The following is a 14,158-nucleotide window of genomic DNA, read 5'->3' as shown; positions in this document are numbered from 1 at the left end:
GCATAAATCATGCGGGTTCTTCATCGCTCCCTGACATATCTCGAAGCCTTCTCGCGCAAGGTCGAAATGGTCTCGGCCATTTTGCTTGCGGTGATCACGTTGCTGGTTCTGGCATCCGCAATTGGTCGCTACCTGTTTGCATGGCCGATCCCCGATGCGTTTGATTTTTCACGCCTGTTTCTGGGCGTGGTGATCATGTGGGGTTTCGCCTGCGTGGGATACCGTGGATCGCACATCAAGGTTGATCTGTTTGCCCTGATGTTGCCCGCGCGTGTTCGTCGATGGACGGATTTCTTTGCCTGGCTGGTCTTGCTGGGCTTCACCGGCTTACTGTGCTGGAAGATGCTGGCCCGTGTCACCAGCGCCTATAACAGCGGCGAGACGACATTTGATCTGCAGGTTCCCGTCTGGCCGGTGATGGGGCTGATCTGGCTTGGTGTTGCGGTCAGCATGCTGACCATTCTGGCGCGTGCCTTGATGATCGCGCTGACCAATGCCGGTCTGGATGATTTTGAACCCGCCGAGTCAGAGCCGCATATTGCCTCCGACCCTCAAAAACAAAAGCAAACTGGTGGTTCAGGGGGAACTGATGACTGAAGCCGATTTTGTCGCACTTGGCGGATTTGTTGCGCTGTTTGCCCTGATGCTGCTTAGGGTGCCGATCGGCATTGCGATGGGGATTGTCGGTGTCGGCGGTTTTGCCGCAATCGTCGGTCCGACGCCGGCACTCAACCTGCTGGCGCAATCGCCGATCCGCACCATCACCGACTTTAACCTCAGCCTCATTCCGTTCTTTATCCTGATGGGCGTTCTTGCCACCAATTCCGGCATGTCGCGCGAACTGTTTCGCGCAGGGCAGGCGTGGCTGGGATCATTTCGGGGCGGCATGGCGCTTTCGACCATTGCATCCTGTGCGGGGTTTGCCGCCATATCGGGATCATCGGTGGCAACGGCGGCAACCATGACCAAGGTCGCTTTGCCGGAAATGCAGCGCAGTGGCTATCGCGATCATGTGGCGACCGGGGTGATTGCCGCGGGTGGAACGCTTGGCATTCTGATCCCGCCATCGGTTGTTCTGGCGGTGTATGGCTTTATCACCGAACAGGATGTCGGCAAGCTCTTCATTGCCGGGATCATTCCGGGCCTTCTGGCGATTGTGATGTATATGCTGGCCTTTCGGGTGACCTATGCCCGCGGGTTGCCAGCGGGCGAACCGTTTGATTTGCGCAACGCCATCCGATCCTTGCGCGATGTCTGGGCGGTCCTGGCCCTGTTCATCGCCATTATCGGCAGCATCTATTTGGGTGTTGTCACCGCGACAGAGGCCGCGGCGGTTGGGTCTGTCCTGACCGCTCTGATCGGGGTGATCCGGGGGCGGCTAGGCTGGCGCAGCATTCTTGATAGCCTGGTCGAGGCCCTGCGCACCTCGGTTGCAATCTATACCATTCTGATCGGTGCGATCCTGTTTGGCTATTTTCTGGCCATCACCCAGACCCCGCAAAAGATCACCGCGTGGCTGGTCGGGCTTGATATCGGGGCCTATCCGACACTTGCTCTGATCCTTGTGTTTTTCCTATTGCTGGGCTGCATCCTTGATGCCATGGCGATGATTATTCTTCTGGTGCCCATCGTGTTTCCCGTGGTCACCCAGTTGGGGTTTGATCCGATCTGGTTTGGCATCATCGTTGTCATGACGGTTGAACTTGGCCTGATCACCCCGCCTGTCGGGATGAATGTGTTTGTCATCAATTCGATTGCCCGCGAAGTGCCCCTGCAAAAGGTGTTTCAGGGCGTCATCCCGTTTGTCGCGGTCGACATCATTCGCTTGATCCTGCTGGTTTTGGTGCCATCCATCGTTCTTTTCCTGCCGACGACCATGAATTAAAGAGGTCAATATGAAGCTTGAACTTGAACATTTTTGCGATCTGACGGTCGAGCTGGAAGCCCCCATGGAGCTTGGCAACTCAATGCGCGGCACGCGCCGGATCATTCCGATCATTGGCGGTCACGTCGAAGGCAAATCGTTGAATGGTCGTGTTCTGGCATTGGGTGCTGACTGGCAAACCGTTTTTGAAAACGGTGTGGCTGAACTCGACACGCGATATTGCATCGAAACCCATGACGGGGCGCTGATTGACATCCGCAATTTCGGGTTCCGGCATGGCCCCAAGGATGTTCTGGACGCGCTTGCACGCGGCGAACATGTCGATCCGTCGAAATATTACATGCGCACCCAGCCCCGGTTCGAAACCGGCGATGAACGCTATAGCTGGCTTAATCACCGGATCTTTGTCGGATCCGGGCAGCGCGAAAAAAGCACAGTCTATGTGTCGGTCTATGAAGTCCTTTGACAGCCGCCTTGGCCATGACCAAACAAAAACGCCCCCAGAAATCGGGGGCGTTTTTTCATTTTCAGTTCTTTGCCTAGAACACGACGCTTGGCAGCCAGTTGGCCAGTGACGGCCACAGCCAGATCACGAAAATGCCAAACAGCTGCAGGGCGATGAACGGAATGACGCCCTGATAAATCTGGCCGGTGGTGATTTCCGGCGGGGCGGCACTACGCAGGTAAAACAGCGAGAAGCCGAATGGCGGTGTCAGGAACGATGTCTGAAGGTTGATCGCAATCAGGATCGCCAGCCACACCGGATCATGGCCCATCATGATCAGCCCCGGCGCAATCAGCGGCAGCAGGATCACCGTGATTTCCACGAAATCAAGGAAGAAGCCCAGCACAAAGATCAACGCCATGCAGAAGATCAGCGCCCCAGTCGGACCACCGGGCATGGCTTCAAGGATTTCCGCCACATGGTCTTCGCCGCCCAACCCGATAAACACTAGCGAGAACATGCTGGCCGTCAGGATGGTGGCAAAGATCATTGAACTGACCGTCATGGTCGATGTCAGCGCCGATTTCAGAATGTCAGCTTTCCATGCCTGACGCAGGCAGGCGAGGATCGCGACAATCCCGACAACGGCCAGCGCCACATAACCAGCGCCCAGGGCATAATCAACACCGGTAAGGTCACTGCGCTGGAAACGCACCGGCGCGACACCGGCCATGATCGCCAGGATCAAAAGTGCCACGGTCCCGGTCAGAACCAGATTGCGGTTTGCCCCCTGACGGACACCCGCCATCAGGATCGCACCGATTGCGCCCACCGATGCCGCCTCGGTCGGGGTGGCGACCCCGCCCAGAATGGCACCCAGCACAGCAATGATCAAAAGCACAGGCGGCAGAACTGCCCCCACCACTTCGCCCGCGCTGGGGCGGCCATCATCGCTTTGCACAGGTGGCATGTCGGCCGGGCGTATCAGCCCGCGCAGCAGGATATAGATGATATAAATCGCCACCAGCGTCAGGCCGGGGATCAGCGCACCGGCAAAAATCTGCCCGACCGAAATGGTTTCAATCGTGAACTTGCCCTGTTCATATTGCGCCTGTTGATAGGCCGACGACATCACGTCCGACAGAATGATCAAAAGCGTCGAGGGCGGGATAATCTGGCCCAATGTGCCTGCAGTACAAACAAGGCCCGATGCCATTTTCGGGTTATATCCGGTGCGCAACATGGTCGGCAGCGCGATCATGCCCATGGCAATCACGGTGGCCCCGACAATCCCGGTCGAGGCCGCAAGCAACGCCCCCACCAGCACGACCGAAATCCCCAAACCGCCGCGCAACTGACCAAACAGTCGGCCCATGGTATGGAGCAAATCTTCGGCAATGCGGGATCGTTCAAGAACGACACCCATAACGACAAACAGCGGAATGGCGATCAGGACATCATTGGTCAGCGTACCAAACACACGCTGCCCGAACGCTCCCATCAGGCCGATATTCATCGTGTCGGTGACCCAGCCGAGATAGCCGAAAATCACCGCCGTTCCGGCGATTGAGAACGACACCGGAAAGCCCAAAAGGATGCAGCCCATCAGGGCGGCAAACATCAAAAGATCAAGATATTCCATCACTTCGCACCACCTTGATCTTCAACGTCACCGCGCAGCAAAACCACCTGCCGAAGAAGGCAGGCGACGGACTGGATAATCAACAGAATGCAAAAGGCCGGGATCAGGGATTTCAAAAACCAGACGGCCGGAATGCCCCCCACCGAAATCGCCCCTTCCATCATCGAGATCGAATTGATCACTGATGGCCAGGTCCAATACAGCAGGGCTGCCATCGACGGGATTGCCAGAACCACATAGCCAAACGCATCGATCCGCGCCTTGGTCTTGTCGGTGGCTGCGGCATAGAAAATGTCCACTCGGACATGGCCATCAACCAACAGCGTATAGCCCGCCCCCAACATGAACAAAGCGGCATGCAGATACAGAACGCTTTCATTAAGCGCGATTGAACTGAACCCGAAAACATAGCGCAGTAAGACCACGGTAAACTGCAACAGAACCATCAGAAGTGCGAACCAGCGCACAGTCATCCCGGTCCAGTGGTTTATCTGGTCAAGTGCATCAGCAAGGCGTTGCATGACATCTCCCCGTGAAAGGCACGCCTGAAAGAAAAACCGACGCTGGACGTGCCAGCGTCGGTTTCAGTGTTTATCAGAAGCCAAGCGCTTTGGCGCGTGCATTCATCTGACCGTTATCGGCATAGGTCATGTAACCACCGATCAGGTCGCGATAGGCAACAAAGCTTTCGGTGACCTTTTTGGTCAGTGCATCGTCGCTTTCGCGAAGCTCCGCAATCACCTCGGCACCGGCGACAGCCATCGCTTCAACAACTTCATCCGGAAGCTTGCGAACCTTGACATCCTGTTCTGCAACAAGCTGTTTCAGGGCCATGGCATGCTTGGTCTCGTACTCGGTCCAGACTTCGTTATAAAGGCTGTCTGCCGCGAACTTGACGACGGCTTTCAGGTCATCAGGAAGGTCGGCATAGGCCTTGGCATTCACCGCGCATTCCTCGGCCGAGGACGGCTCGCCAACACCCGGCCAGTAGTAGTTCTTGGCAACCTGATAGAAACCAAGCGCACTGTCGCTCCACGGGCCGATGAATTCACCGGCATCAAGCGCACCAGACTGAAGTGCCTGGAACATGTCACGACCGCCCATGGCCTGAACCGCCATACCAAGTTTAGAGCACATCTCCGATGCCAGACCGGTAGTACGGAACTTCAACCCCTTGAGGTCATCGACCGAGTTGATTTCGTTGCGGAACCAACCTGCCCACTGCGGGCCGGAGTTACCGCACAGGAACGGCTTCAGACCGAACTGGCCATAGATTTCGTCATACAGTTCCTGACCGCCACCATAGTTCAGCCAGCCAACCTGTTCATCGGCACGCAAGCCAAACGGCTGCGACCCGAACAGAAGGATGCCTTTGGATTTCGAACCCCAATATGCCGGAACCGCGTGATAAATCTCAGCCGTTCCTTCGGCAACGGCATCAAACACACCATTGCCCGGAACCAGTTCGCCAGCGGCATGAAGTTTGACTTCAAGACGACCACCCGAAAGTGTGGTGATACGGTCTGCCAGTTTCTGCGCAGCCACACCCGGCCCAGGCAGGTTTTTCGGCCATGCTGTCACCATGTTCCACTGGCGCTTGTCCTGTGCGATGGCAGGGGTTGCGAATGTTGCAGCGGCCGCTGCACCTGCGCCGGCAACACCGGCGGTCAGAAATTCACGTCTTTTCATGTTAAGAAGCCTCCTTGATTGTACCCTGATAGGGCGATGCAGGGGCAGTCGTCACTGCCCCCACGCGTGAGTTTTAATTACTTGCCGAGAATCCCGGGCAGGTTCAGCCCGTGTTCCCGGGCGCAATCCAGTGCGATGTCATATCCTGCATCCGCATGACGCATCACACCGGTTGCCGGATCGTTCCAAAGGACGCGTTCGACCCTGCGTGCGGCATCTTCTGTGCCGTCACAACAAATCACCATGCCGGAATGCTGCGAGAAGCCCATTCCAACACCGCCACCATGATGCAGCGAGACCCAGGTCGCCCCGGACGCCGTATTGAGCAGCGCATTAAGCAACGGCCAGTCACTGACCGCATCCGAGCCATCTTTCATGGCTTCGGTTTCGCGGTTCGGGCTTGCAACCGAACCACTGTCAAGATGGTCACGCCCGATGACGACCGGGGCTTTCAGTTCACCATTCTTGACCATTTCGTTGAACGCCATACCCAGGCGATGGCGCTGTCCCAGACCGACCCAGCAAATACGTGCCGGCAGGCCCTGGAACGAGATGCGCTCGCGCGCCATGTCCAGCCAGTTATGCAGGTGCGGATCATCGGGGATCAGTTCCTTGACCTTCTGGTCGGTCTTGTAGATGTCCTCGGGATCACCCGAAAGGGCCGCCCAGCGGAACGGACCAATACCCTTGCAGAACAGCGGGCGGATATAGGCCGGAACGAAGCCCGGGAAAGCAAATGCGTTCTCGAACCCTTCCTCAAGCGCCATCTGACGGATGTTGTTGCCGTAATCGACCGTCGGGACGCCCGCCTCGTGGAAGGCAACCATGGCCTCGACCTGAACGCGCATCGAAGCACGCGCCGCCTTGGAAACAGCCTTGGGATCGGATTCCTGTTTCTCGCGCCATTCGGCAACGGTCCAACCCTGCGGCAGGTATCCGTGCACCGGATCATGTGCGGATGTCTGGTCGGTCACGATGTCCGGGCGAACACCGCGCTTGACCAGTTCCGGGAAGACATCGGCCGCATTGCCGATCAGGGCAACGGACTTGGCTTCGCCTGCCTTGGTCCAACGCTCGATCATTTCAAGCGCTTCATCCAGTGAATGGGTTTTCTCGTCGACATAACGGGTGCGCAGGCGGAAGTCTGCACGGGTTTCATCGCACTCAACAGCCAAACAGCACGCACCGGCCATCACAGCGGCCAACGGCTGTGCGCCACCCATGCCGCCAAGGCCACCGGTCAGAATCCATTTGCCCGTAAGGTCACCGTCATAATGCTGGCGGCCGGCCTCGACAAAGGTTTCATAGGTGCCCTGAACAATGCCCTGTGACCCGATATAGATCCACGATCCCGCCGTCATCTGGCCATACATCGCCAGACCTTTCTTATCGAGTTCGTTGAAGTGGTCCCAGTTGGCCCAATGCGGCACAAGGTTGGAGTTCGCGATCAGAACACGCGGCGCATCCTTGTGGGTGCGGAACACACCAACCGGCTTTCCCGACTGCACCAGAAGGGTCTGGTCATCCTCAAGTTCCTTGAGGCTGGCAACGATCTGATCAAAATCCTTCCAGGTGCGCGCTGCCCGGCCAATGCCGCCATAAACAACCAGCTCATGCGGGTTTTCGGCCACATCGGGATGCAGGTTGTTCATCAACATGCGCATCGGTGCTTCGGTCAGCCAGCTTTTCGCCGAAATTTCGCTTCCGGTATCGGGATAGATATCACGCTGGTTGTGACGCGGATTGTTGGTCATGACTTGCCTCTTAGTGCTGGGGCCAAATCGGCCAGTGTCTTCAGGATTTCAGTAAGATGCGTGCGCAATTTTGCTGCACGGCTTTCGTCATAGGACCAAGGGGCTTCCTCGGCCGTTAGATAGGTGGATTGCGCCAGTTCCATCTGGATGGCGTGTTGATTGATCTCCGGGCGGCCATAATGGCGGGTGGTCCAGCCACCCTTGAAACGACCGTTCAGAACCGCACTGTATCCTTGGGCCTGCGAACAGATTTCCGACGTCAACGTTTCGATCATCGGATCGCATGTCGCGCCCAGATTGGTGCCGATATTGAAATCCGGCAGGGTCCCTTCAAACAGGAACGGAATGTTTGAGCGGATCGAATGGCAATCATACAGGATTGCCACACCGTGTTTGGCGCGCACCCGCTCAAGCTCGGCTGCCAGTGCCTGATGATAGGGCGCGTGGAAGGTTGCCGCCCGATAGGCGATGTCATCCTCGGTCGGTGCCACGTCCCAGATGTTTTCGCCGTCAAAATCGGTCAGCGGCACAAGGGTGGTGGTGTTCTGACCGGGATAAAGGCTGACCCCTTCGGGATCGCGGTTGGCATCAATCACATAACGATGAAACGTCGCACGCACCGTCGTCACACCATCGAGCAACCCGTCATAAAGCGTATGAATATGCCAGTCGGTATCAGCCAGCTCACGGCCACGATCATTCAGCTTTGCGGCAATGTCATCGGGAACATAAGTACCCGTGTGGGGCAGACCCAGAACAATGGGGCCATCACCGCGTTTGATTTCAACCGGATCGGTCATGGTTATGCTGCCTCCCCGACGACAAAGCCCGAAAGCTTGGCGGCATCTACAAGCGTGCCGCCAGTGACAAGTTCGGCCGCCTTCGCCAGATCCGGTGCCATGTAACGGTCTTCCTTAACAGTCGGGATGTCAGCACGAACCGATTTCAGAACATTGAGCAGACCCGGGCTGGTCTTAAGCGGGGCACGGAATTCAACACCCTGTGCGGCACAGATCAGCTCGACCCCAAGGATGTAGGAAAGGTTGGCATTCATGCGGGCCAGGCGGCGTGCGCCGTGGGCCGCCATCGAAACGTGGTCTTCCTGATTGGCACTGGTCGGCGTGCTGTCGGTCGAACACGGGTTGGCCAGATGTTTGTTTTCACTCATCAGCGCTGCTGTCGTGACCTCGGCAATCATCAGACCGGAATTCAGGCCGGGCTCCGGCGTCAGGAACGGCGGCAAATCATGCGACAGGGTGGGATCGACCATCAGCGCAACACGGCGCTGGGCAATCGCGCCGATCTCGGCAACCGCAAGCGCGATCTGATCGGCGGCAAAGGCCACCGGCTCGGCATGGAAGTTACCCCCCGAAACAATGCGGCCGTCTTCTTTCAGAACTAGCGGGTTGTCAGTCACCGCATTGGCTTCGATCTCAAGCGTCTGACCGGCAAAGCGCAGCAAATCCATCGCTGCCCCGGTGACTTGCGGTTGGCAGCGGATGCAATAGGGGTCCTGAACGCGGGTATCGCCTTCGCGGTGGCTTTCGCGAATTTCCGATCCGGTCATCAGATCGCGCATCGCACGCGCCACATTGATCTGGCCCGGATGACCGCGAAGGGTATGGATTTCATCGACCAGCGGCGCGGTCGATCCCATGATGGCATCGGTTGACAGCGACGATGTCACAATCGAACTTGCCGCATTGCGCCAGGCTGAAAACAGCCCGACCAGTGCGCAGGCAGTTGAAAACTGCGTACCGTTAATCAGCGCCAAGCCTTCTTTCGGGCCCAGCACCACTGGTGTCAGGCCCGCCTTGGCAAGTGCCTCGCCACCCAGCAGGGTCGCGCCTTCATATATGGCTTCGCCCGCACCGATCATGACGGCTGCCATGTGCGCCAGCGGGGCCAGATCGCCCGATGCGCCAACCGATCCTTGCGACGGGACGACGGGGGTAACACCCTTGGCCAGCATGCCTTCGATCAGTTCGATCAGATCCCAACGTACACCCGATGCCCCGCGACCAAGCGACAGCAATTTCAACGCCATCATCAAACGGGTGGTCGCGATATCAAGTGGCTCACCCACGCCGCAGCAATGGCTGAGGATCAGGTTGCGTTGCAGGGTTTCGGTATCTTCCGGGGCAATCTTGACCGAGGCCAGTTTGCCAAAGCCGGTATTCACGCCATATACGGCATCGCTGCCATCGGCCGCCTTGCGCACCATTGCGTGCGCCGCTTCAACACCGTCGCGGGCCGATGGGTCGAGTTTGACTGCGACCTGATCACGCCAGATGCGTTCAAGCTCTGCCAGTTTGACCGAAGCGGGGATAAGGGTGACAGTCATAATCTATCCTCAGGGCATATGTTGATGCGGTGGCGCAGTTATCTTTGGGCTCAGGCGGCGGTGCTTTCACCGCCAACAATGCGTTCAAACAGCGGGTTGAACCCGATGCGGTATGCAAGCTCGGCCGGGTGTTTGGCATTCCAGATGGCAAGATCAGCCCGAAGGCCTACCTTGATCCGCCCGGTATCCGACAAGCCAAGGGCGCGCGCCGCATGGGCGGTCGCGCCAACAAGTGCCTCTTCGGGTGTCAGGCGGAACAGGGTGCAGGACATATTCATGGTCAAAAGGATTGATGCCAGTGGCGATGAGCCGGGATTGCAGTCGGTCGCAATCGCCATCGGCACGCCGTGCTTGCGGAATGCGTCAATCGGCGGCAGCTGGGTTTCATGCAGGGTGTAAAACGCACCGGGCAGAAGTACCGCGACGGAGCCAGACTTGGCCATGGCGATCGCGTCTTCTTCGGTGGCGTATTCAATATGATCGACGGAAATTGCCCCATATTCGGCGGCCAGTTTGGTGCCGCCGATGTTCGATAGCTGTTCGGCATGGAGTTTGACCGGAATGCCAAGCGCGCGGGCAACATCGAAAACGCGTCTGATCTGATCGGTATTAAAGGCAATGCCTTCGCAGAACCCGTCAACGGCGTCCACCAGACCTTCGGTGTGGGCGGCCTTCAGGGTCGGAATACAGACATCATCAATATAGTCATCCGGGTTGTCTTTATATTCAACCGGCACCGCATGGGCGCCAAGGAAGGTGGTTTTGATCCGCACATTGCGATGATCGGCAATTTTCCGGGCTGCGCGCAGCATATTAAGCTCGGTCTCGCGATCAAGGCCGTAACCCGACTTGACCTCGATCACCGACACGCCCTCTGCCAGCAGCGCGTCCACGCGCGGCAGGGCGGATGTCATAAGATCCTCAATTGATGCCTCGCGGGTCGCCTTCACGGTCGAAACAATGCCGCCGCCAGCACGCGCAACTTCTTCATAGCTTGCACCCTTCAGGCGCATTTCAAACTCAACCGCGCGGTCGCCGCCGTGGACAACATGGGTGTGGCAATCAATCAGGGCCGGGGTGATCAGGCGACCTTCAAGGTCACGCGCTGGACCGTCAAGGTAGGCTGCCGGGATGGCTTCATCGGCACCGACCCAATCGATCAGGCCGTCCTTGATGGCAATCGCGCCGCACTCGATCAGGCCATAGCTGTCCTGATCTTCAATCGTGACGATTTTTGCGTTTCGAAGCAGCATCGCGAAGCATCACCCCTTGATAAGTTTGTTATTAAAGATAATATGTACGTACATAATATTTCTGTCAAGACGGGTAGAGGCAATGAAGGTTCTTTGGGCAAATCAGGCACTTACGACATCAGGCTGGCAGCGCAATGTCCGAATCGAGATCGATGAGACTGGCAGAATTGCTGCGATTCAGGCCGATTCTGCTGCGTCATCCGATGCCACCAGCAAAACCGATATCCTTCTTCCGGCGATTTCAAACCTGCATAGCCACGCGTTCCAGCGCTCCATGGCGGGCCTGACCGAAAGGCGCGGCCCTGATCCGCGCGACACCTTCTGGACCTGGCGGCAATTGATGTTCCGCTTCCTCGATCAGCTGACCCCGGACCATGTCGAAGCCATCGCAGCCTTCGTTCAGATGGAAATGCTGGAAGCCGGCTATGCCAACAATACAGAGTTCCATTACCTGCATCATCGCCCCGGCGGGCATTTGTATGACAATATCGCCGAGATGGCCGAACGCATTGCCGCCGCGACCGAAATCACCGGCATCGGCCTGACGCTTCTGCCCGTGCATTATCAATATGGCGGCTGTGACAAGCGCCCGCTTGGTCCTGGTCAGATCCGTTTTGGCAATGATCCGGACCAGTTCACCAAATTGTATGAGGAATCCGTTCGCGCGATCAAAAACCTTCCCGCGGATACGGTGATGGGTGTTGCGCCGCATTCCCTGCGTGCCGTTGGCCGTGAGGACCTGCTTGCGACCAGTCTTCTTTCCAAGGACGGACCGATCCACATGCATCTGGCCGAACAACTGGCCGAGGTGGATGAAGTGCGCGAAAGCTGGGGCAAGCGCCCGACGGAATGGCTGCTTGAAAATGCCGATGTGAATGCGAACTGGTGTTTGATCCACTGCACCCAGATGGAAGAACACGAAACCCTTGCCCTCGCCAAAACCGGTGCTGTGGCCGGTCTGTGCCCGATCACCGAAAGCAGTCTGGGCGATGGTATCTTTGATGGCGTTCGTTATCTCAATGCCGGTGGCGTGATTGGTGTGGGGTCGGATTCCAATATCCGTATTTCGCTCTCGGAAGAACTTCGGACCCTGGAATACAGTCAGCGCCTGCGCGACAATTCCCGCGCGGCTTTGGCAACCGAAGAAAAATCGACCGCACGGCGCATTTATGACGCAGCGGCCAAGGGCGGCGCACAGGCCGCCGGGCGCGATTCAGGCCGGATCGAGGTCGGTGCACTGGCCGATTTGATGGCCCTTGATGGTTCGGCGGTTGACCTGATCGGCCGGACAGGCGATACGATCCTCGATACATATATCTTTGCCGGAGATGATCGCATGGTGCGTGATGTCTGGTCGGCCGGTCGCCATGTTGTGACCGAGGGCCGCCACATCGCCCATGACGCGATCACCAACCGGTATCGCAAAGTGATGGAACAACTCAAGGAAGCAGTGTGAACAGCCTGGAACAGCAAAGCTGGCAATCCGTCCATGACGAGGTTCTGCGCCGCATTCACACCCGTGTTTGGAAGCCCGGCGATCTGATTCCCAAGGAAGTCGAACTTGCCGAGCAACTTGGCTGTGCACGCGCCACGGTGAACCGTGCGCTGCGTGAACTGGCATCCGAAGGGTTCCTGGATCGTCGGCGCAAGGCCGGCACACGGGTGGCAGCCCACCCGGTGCGGCGCGCCAAACTTGATATTCCGGTGATACGCCTTGAGATCGAAGGACGCGGGCAGAAATATGCCTATGGCCTGCTGTTTAGCGAACGGCGCACGCCGCCACCTGAAATCTGCGCCAATCTCGGCGTCACGGCCGACAGTGATATGCTGCATATCACCTCATTACATCTGGCCGATGGCAAGCCGTTCATGTTCGAGGATCGCTGGGTATCGATTGCGGCAACACCGACAATCCTTGATGCCGACCTTGAAAAGATCAGTGCCAATGAATGGCTGGTTTTGCATGCGCCCTATACCCGCGGCGATATTTATTTTTCCGCCATCAGCGCGACCGAGGAAGAGGCCAAGGTGCTGCGCACAGATCCCGGCACATCGCTTTTCTTGATGGAACGTACCACCTGGGAAAACCAGACCGGCATCACATCCGCAAGGCTTCTGTTTGCACCGGGATATCGCAAACATTCTGCGATCTGAGTTTCCCTATACAATCAAAGTTTCGCTTCTCAAAGCTCTATGACCCGGATCGGTTTGCCGTTTTGCCAGGCCAAAATGGCCTCGACCGTCTGGCCGTAAAACACGTTCCAGGTGTTGCGGGTGACATAGCCAAGATGCGGGCTTAGCAACAGGCCATCACAATGGCGCAGCGGATGCGATACGGGCAGTGGTTCCTTGTCGTAAACATCGAGTGCCGCACCAGCAATCTCGCCGCTGTTGAGCGCATCAATCAGGGCAGTATCATCAATGATCGGGCCGCGTGATGTGTTGATCAGATAGGCGGTTGGCTTCATCTGTTTGAACTCATTCGTGCCAATCAGGCCATGGGTACGATCAGACAGGCGTTGATGGATGGTGACGAAATCCGACGCGCGCAGCAAATCTTCCTTGGTTGCCATATGGGTCACGCCAAGTTCGTCGCAGCGCTCCTGCGTCAGGTTGGCACTCCAGGCACAGACATTCATGTCAAAGGCCTGTGCCATTTTTGCGACCTTTGCGCCCAACCGTCCAAGTCCGATAATCCCCAAGGTCGAACCTGCAAGATCCTGACCGATCCCGACTTGCCACCCGCCGACGCGCATCGATGCGTTTTCCGCCATGAGATTGCGGGCCAATGCCAGCATCAGGGCAAAGGTCAGTTCGGGCGTTGCCGTGGATGGGGACTCTGTGCCGCAAACCGTGATGCCCAGTTCACTTGCGGTCGCGACATCAATGGCGTCATTGCGCTTGCCGGTGGTCACGATCAGCCGCAGGTTCGGAAGGGCGCGCAAAATGTCGCCGGTAAGAGCTGTGCGTTCGCGCATGACACACAGGACGTCAAACGGCTCAAGGCGGCTGATCAGATCGCCTGTATTGCAAACATGATCGTTAAATACGGTGATCTCGCCGTGATTTTGGACGTCAGTCCAGTCGGCCGACTGCAGGGCGATGTTCTGATAGTCATCAAGAATGGCAATACGCATCTGGGCTGT

Annotated in this window: 13 protein-coding genes; 5 read left to right on the top strand and 8 right to left on the bottom strand. The window is 57.4% G+C overall.

The genetic code is table 11. The features are described from left to right. Positions 1–9 precede the first annotated feature (9 nt). The 3 genes from DY252_RS18985 to DY252_RS18975 are packed head-to-tail and all read left to right on the top strand — an operon-like array spanning position 10 to position 2,351. Positions 10–597: a TRAP transporter small permease gene (locus DY252_RS18985; RefSeq protein WP_064790694.1), complete on the top strand. Its 588-nt coding sequence runs from the start codon at positions 10–12 to the stop codon at positions 595–597. Continuing rightward, positions 590–1,885, top strand: coding sequence for a TRAP transporter large permease (locus DY252_RS18980; protein WP_063089092.1), 1,296 nt, complete (start codon positions 590–592; stop codon positions 1,883–1,885). Before DY252_RS18985 ends, DY252_RS18980 begins: the two co-directional genes overlap by 8 nt. A 10-nt stretch (positions 1,886–1,895) precedes the next feature. After that, positions 1,896–2,351, top strand: a complete 456-nt coding sequence (locus DY252_RS18975; RefSeq protein ID WP_063089091.1) for a DUF3237 domain-containing protein — start codon at positions 1,896–1,898, stop codon at positions 2,349–2,351. A 73-nt stretch (positions 2,352–2,424) separates the two neighbouring features. On the opposite strand, the gene DY252_RS18970 is transcribed toward DY252_RS18975, so the two are convergent. The 7 genes from DY252_RS18970 to hutI form a co-directional block, all read right to left on the bottom strand. After that, positions 2,425–3,972 (bottom strand): TRAP transporter large permease, encoded by a 1,548-nt coding sequence (locus DY252_RS18970; RefSeq protein WP_064790697.1) that lies wholly within the window; start codon positions 3,970–3,972, stop codon positions 2,425–2,427. After that, positions 3,972–4,493, bottom strand: coding sequence for a TRAP transporter small permease subunit (locus DY252_RS18965; RefSeq protein WP_064790699.1), 522 nt, complete (start codon positions 4,491–4,493; stop codon positions 3,972–3,974). The genes DY252_RS18970 and DY252_RS18965 overlap by 1 nt, the downstream gene beginning before the upstream one ends. A gap of 73 nt (positions 4,494–4,566) precedes the next feature. Continuing rightward, complete coding sequence (locus DY252_RS18960) at positions 4,567–5,661, bottom strand: TRAP transporter substrate-binding protein (RefSeq protein ID WP_064790702.1); 1,095 nt, start codon at positions 5,659–5,661, stop codon at positions 4,567–4,569. A gap of 77 nt (positions 5,662–5,738) precedes the next feature. Then, positions 5,739–7,415 carry a urocanate hydratase gene (gene hutU / locus DY252_RS18955; protein ID WP_008889952.1) on the bottom strand — a complete coding sequence of 559 codons (1,677 nt, stop codon included), beginning with the start codon at positions 7,413–7,415 and terminating at the stop codon, positions 5,739–5,741. After that, entirely contained in the window at positions 7,412–8,215 is an 804-nt protein-coding gene (gene hutG / locus DY252_RS18950; RefSeq protein ID WP_008889953.1) for an N-formylglutamate deformylase, read from the bottom strand. The genes hutU and hutG overlap by 4 nt, the downstream gene beginning before the upstream one ends. Positions 8,216–8,217: 2 nt before the next feature. Next, positions 8,218–9,759 carry a histidine ammonia-lyase gene (gene hutH, locus DY252_RS18945; protein WP_064790703.1) on the bottom strand — a complete coding sequence of 514 codons (1,542 nt, stop codon included), beginning with the start codon at positions 9,757–9,759 and terminating at the stop codon, positions 8,218–8,220. A 50-nt stretch (positions 9,760–9,809) separates the two neighbouring features. Next, entirely contained in the window at positions 9,810–11,012 is a 1,203-nt protein-coding gene (gene hutI, locus DY252_RS18940) for an imidazolonepropionase (protein WP_064790706.1), read from the bottom strand. A gap of 82 nt (positions 11,013–11,094) precedes the next feature. On the opposite strand from hutI, the gene DY252_RS18935 reads away from it, so the two are divergent. After that, positions 11,095–12,468: a formimidoylglutamate deiminase gene (locus tag DY252_RS18935; protein WP_064790709.1), complete on the top strand. Its 1,374-nt coding sequence runs from the start codon at positions 11,095–11,097 to the stop codon at positions 12,466–12,468. After that, positions 12,465–13,166 carry a histidine utilization transcriptional repressor HutC gene (locus tag DY252_RS18930; RefSeq protein WP_064790711.1) on the top strand — a complete coding sequence of 234 codons (702 nt, stop codon included), beginning with the start codon at positions 12,465–12,467 and terminating at the stop codon, positions 13,164–13,166. The genes DY252_RS18935 and DY252_RS18930 overlap by 4 nt, the downstream gene beginning before the upstream one ends. A gap of 29 nt (positions 13,167–13,195) precedes the next feature. Here DY252_RS18930 and DY252_RS18925 read toward each other — a convergent pair whose 3' ends face one another. Further along, on the bottom strand, positions 13,196–14,149 hold the full coding sequence (locus DY252_RS18925; RefSeq protein ID WP_064790713.1) for a D-2-hydroxyacid dehydrogenase family protein: 954 nt from the start codon (positions 14,147–14,149) through the stop codon (positions 13,196–13,198). Positions 14,150–14,158 lie beyond the last annotated feature (9 nt).

It is taken from the genome of Thalassospira indica, assembly GCF_003403095.1.
In the GTDB taxonomy this organism is placed as follows: domain Bacteria; phylum Pseudomonadota; class Alphaproteobacteria; order Rhodospirillales; family Thalassospiraceae; genus Thalassospira; species Thalassospira indica.
This window is presented reverse-complemented; position numbering and strand designations above follow the sequence as displayed.

Excerpts from the sequence above, each read along its gene's own strand:
- DY252_RS18985 (WP_064790694.1), top strand. The coding sequence starts at position 10 with ATGCGGGTTCTTCATCGCTCCCTGACATATCTCGAAGCCTTCTCGCGC.
- DY252_RS18980 (WP_063089092.1), top strand. The coding sequence starts at position 590 with ATGACTGAAGCCGATTTTGTCGCACTTGGCGGATTTGTTGCGCTGTTT.
- DY252_RS18975 (WP_063089091.1), top strand. The coding sequence starts at position 1,896 with ATGAAGCTTGAACTTGAACATTTTTGCGATCTGACGGTCGAGCTGGAA.
- DY252_RS18970 (WP_064790697.1), bottom strand. The coding sequence starts at position 3,972 with ATGGAATATCTTGATCTTTTGATGTTTGCCGCCCTGATGGGCTGCATC.
- DY252_RS18965 (WP_064790699.1), bottom strand. The coding sequence starts at position 4,493 with ATGCAACGCCTTGCTGATGCACTTGACCAGATAAACCACTGGACCGGG.
- DY252_RS18960 (WP_064790702.1), bottom strand. The coding sequence starts at position 5,661 with ATGAAAAGACGTGAATTTCTGACCGCCGGTGTTGCCGGCGCAGGTGCA.
- hutU (WP_008889952.1), bottom strand. The coding sequence starts at position 7,415 with ATGACCAACAATCCGCGTCACAACCAGCGTGATATCTATCCCGATACC.
- hutG (WP_008889953.1), bottom strand. The coding sequence starts at position 8,215 with ATGACCGATCCGGTTGAAATCAAACGCGGTGATGGCCCCATTGTTCTG.
- hutH (WP_064790703.1), bottom strand. The coding sequence starts at position 9,759 with ATGACTGTCACCCTTATCCCCGCTTCGGTCAAACTGGCAGAGCTTGAA.
- hutI (WP_064790706.1), bottom strand. The coding sequence starts at position 11,012 with ATGCTGCTTCGAAACGCAAAAATCGTCACGATTGAAGATCAGGACAGC.
- DY252_RS18935 (WP_064790709.1), top strand. The coding sequence starts at position 11,095 with ATGAAGGTTCTTTGGGCAAATCAGGCACTTACGACATCAGGCTGGCAG.
- DY252_RS18925 (WP_064790713.1), bottom strand. The coding sequence starts at position 14,149 with ATGCGTATTGCCATTCTTGATGACTATCAGAACATCGCCCTGCAGTCG.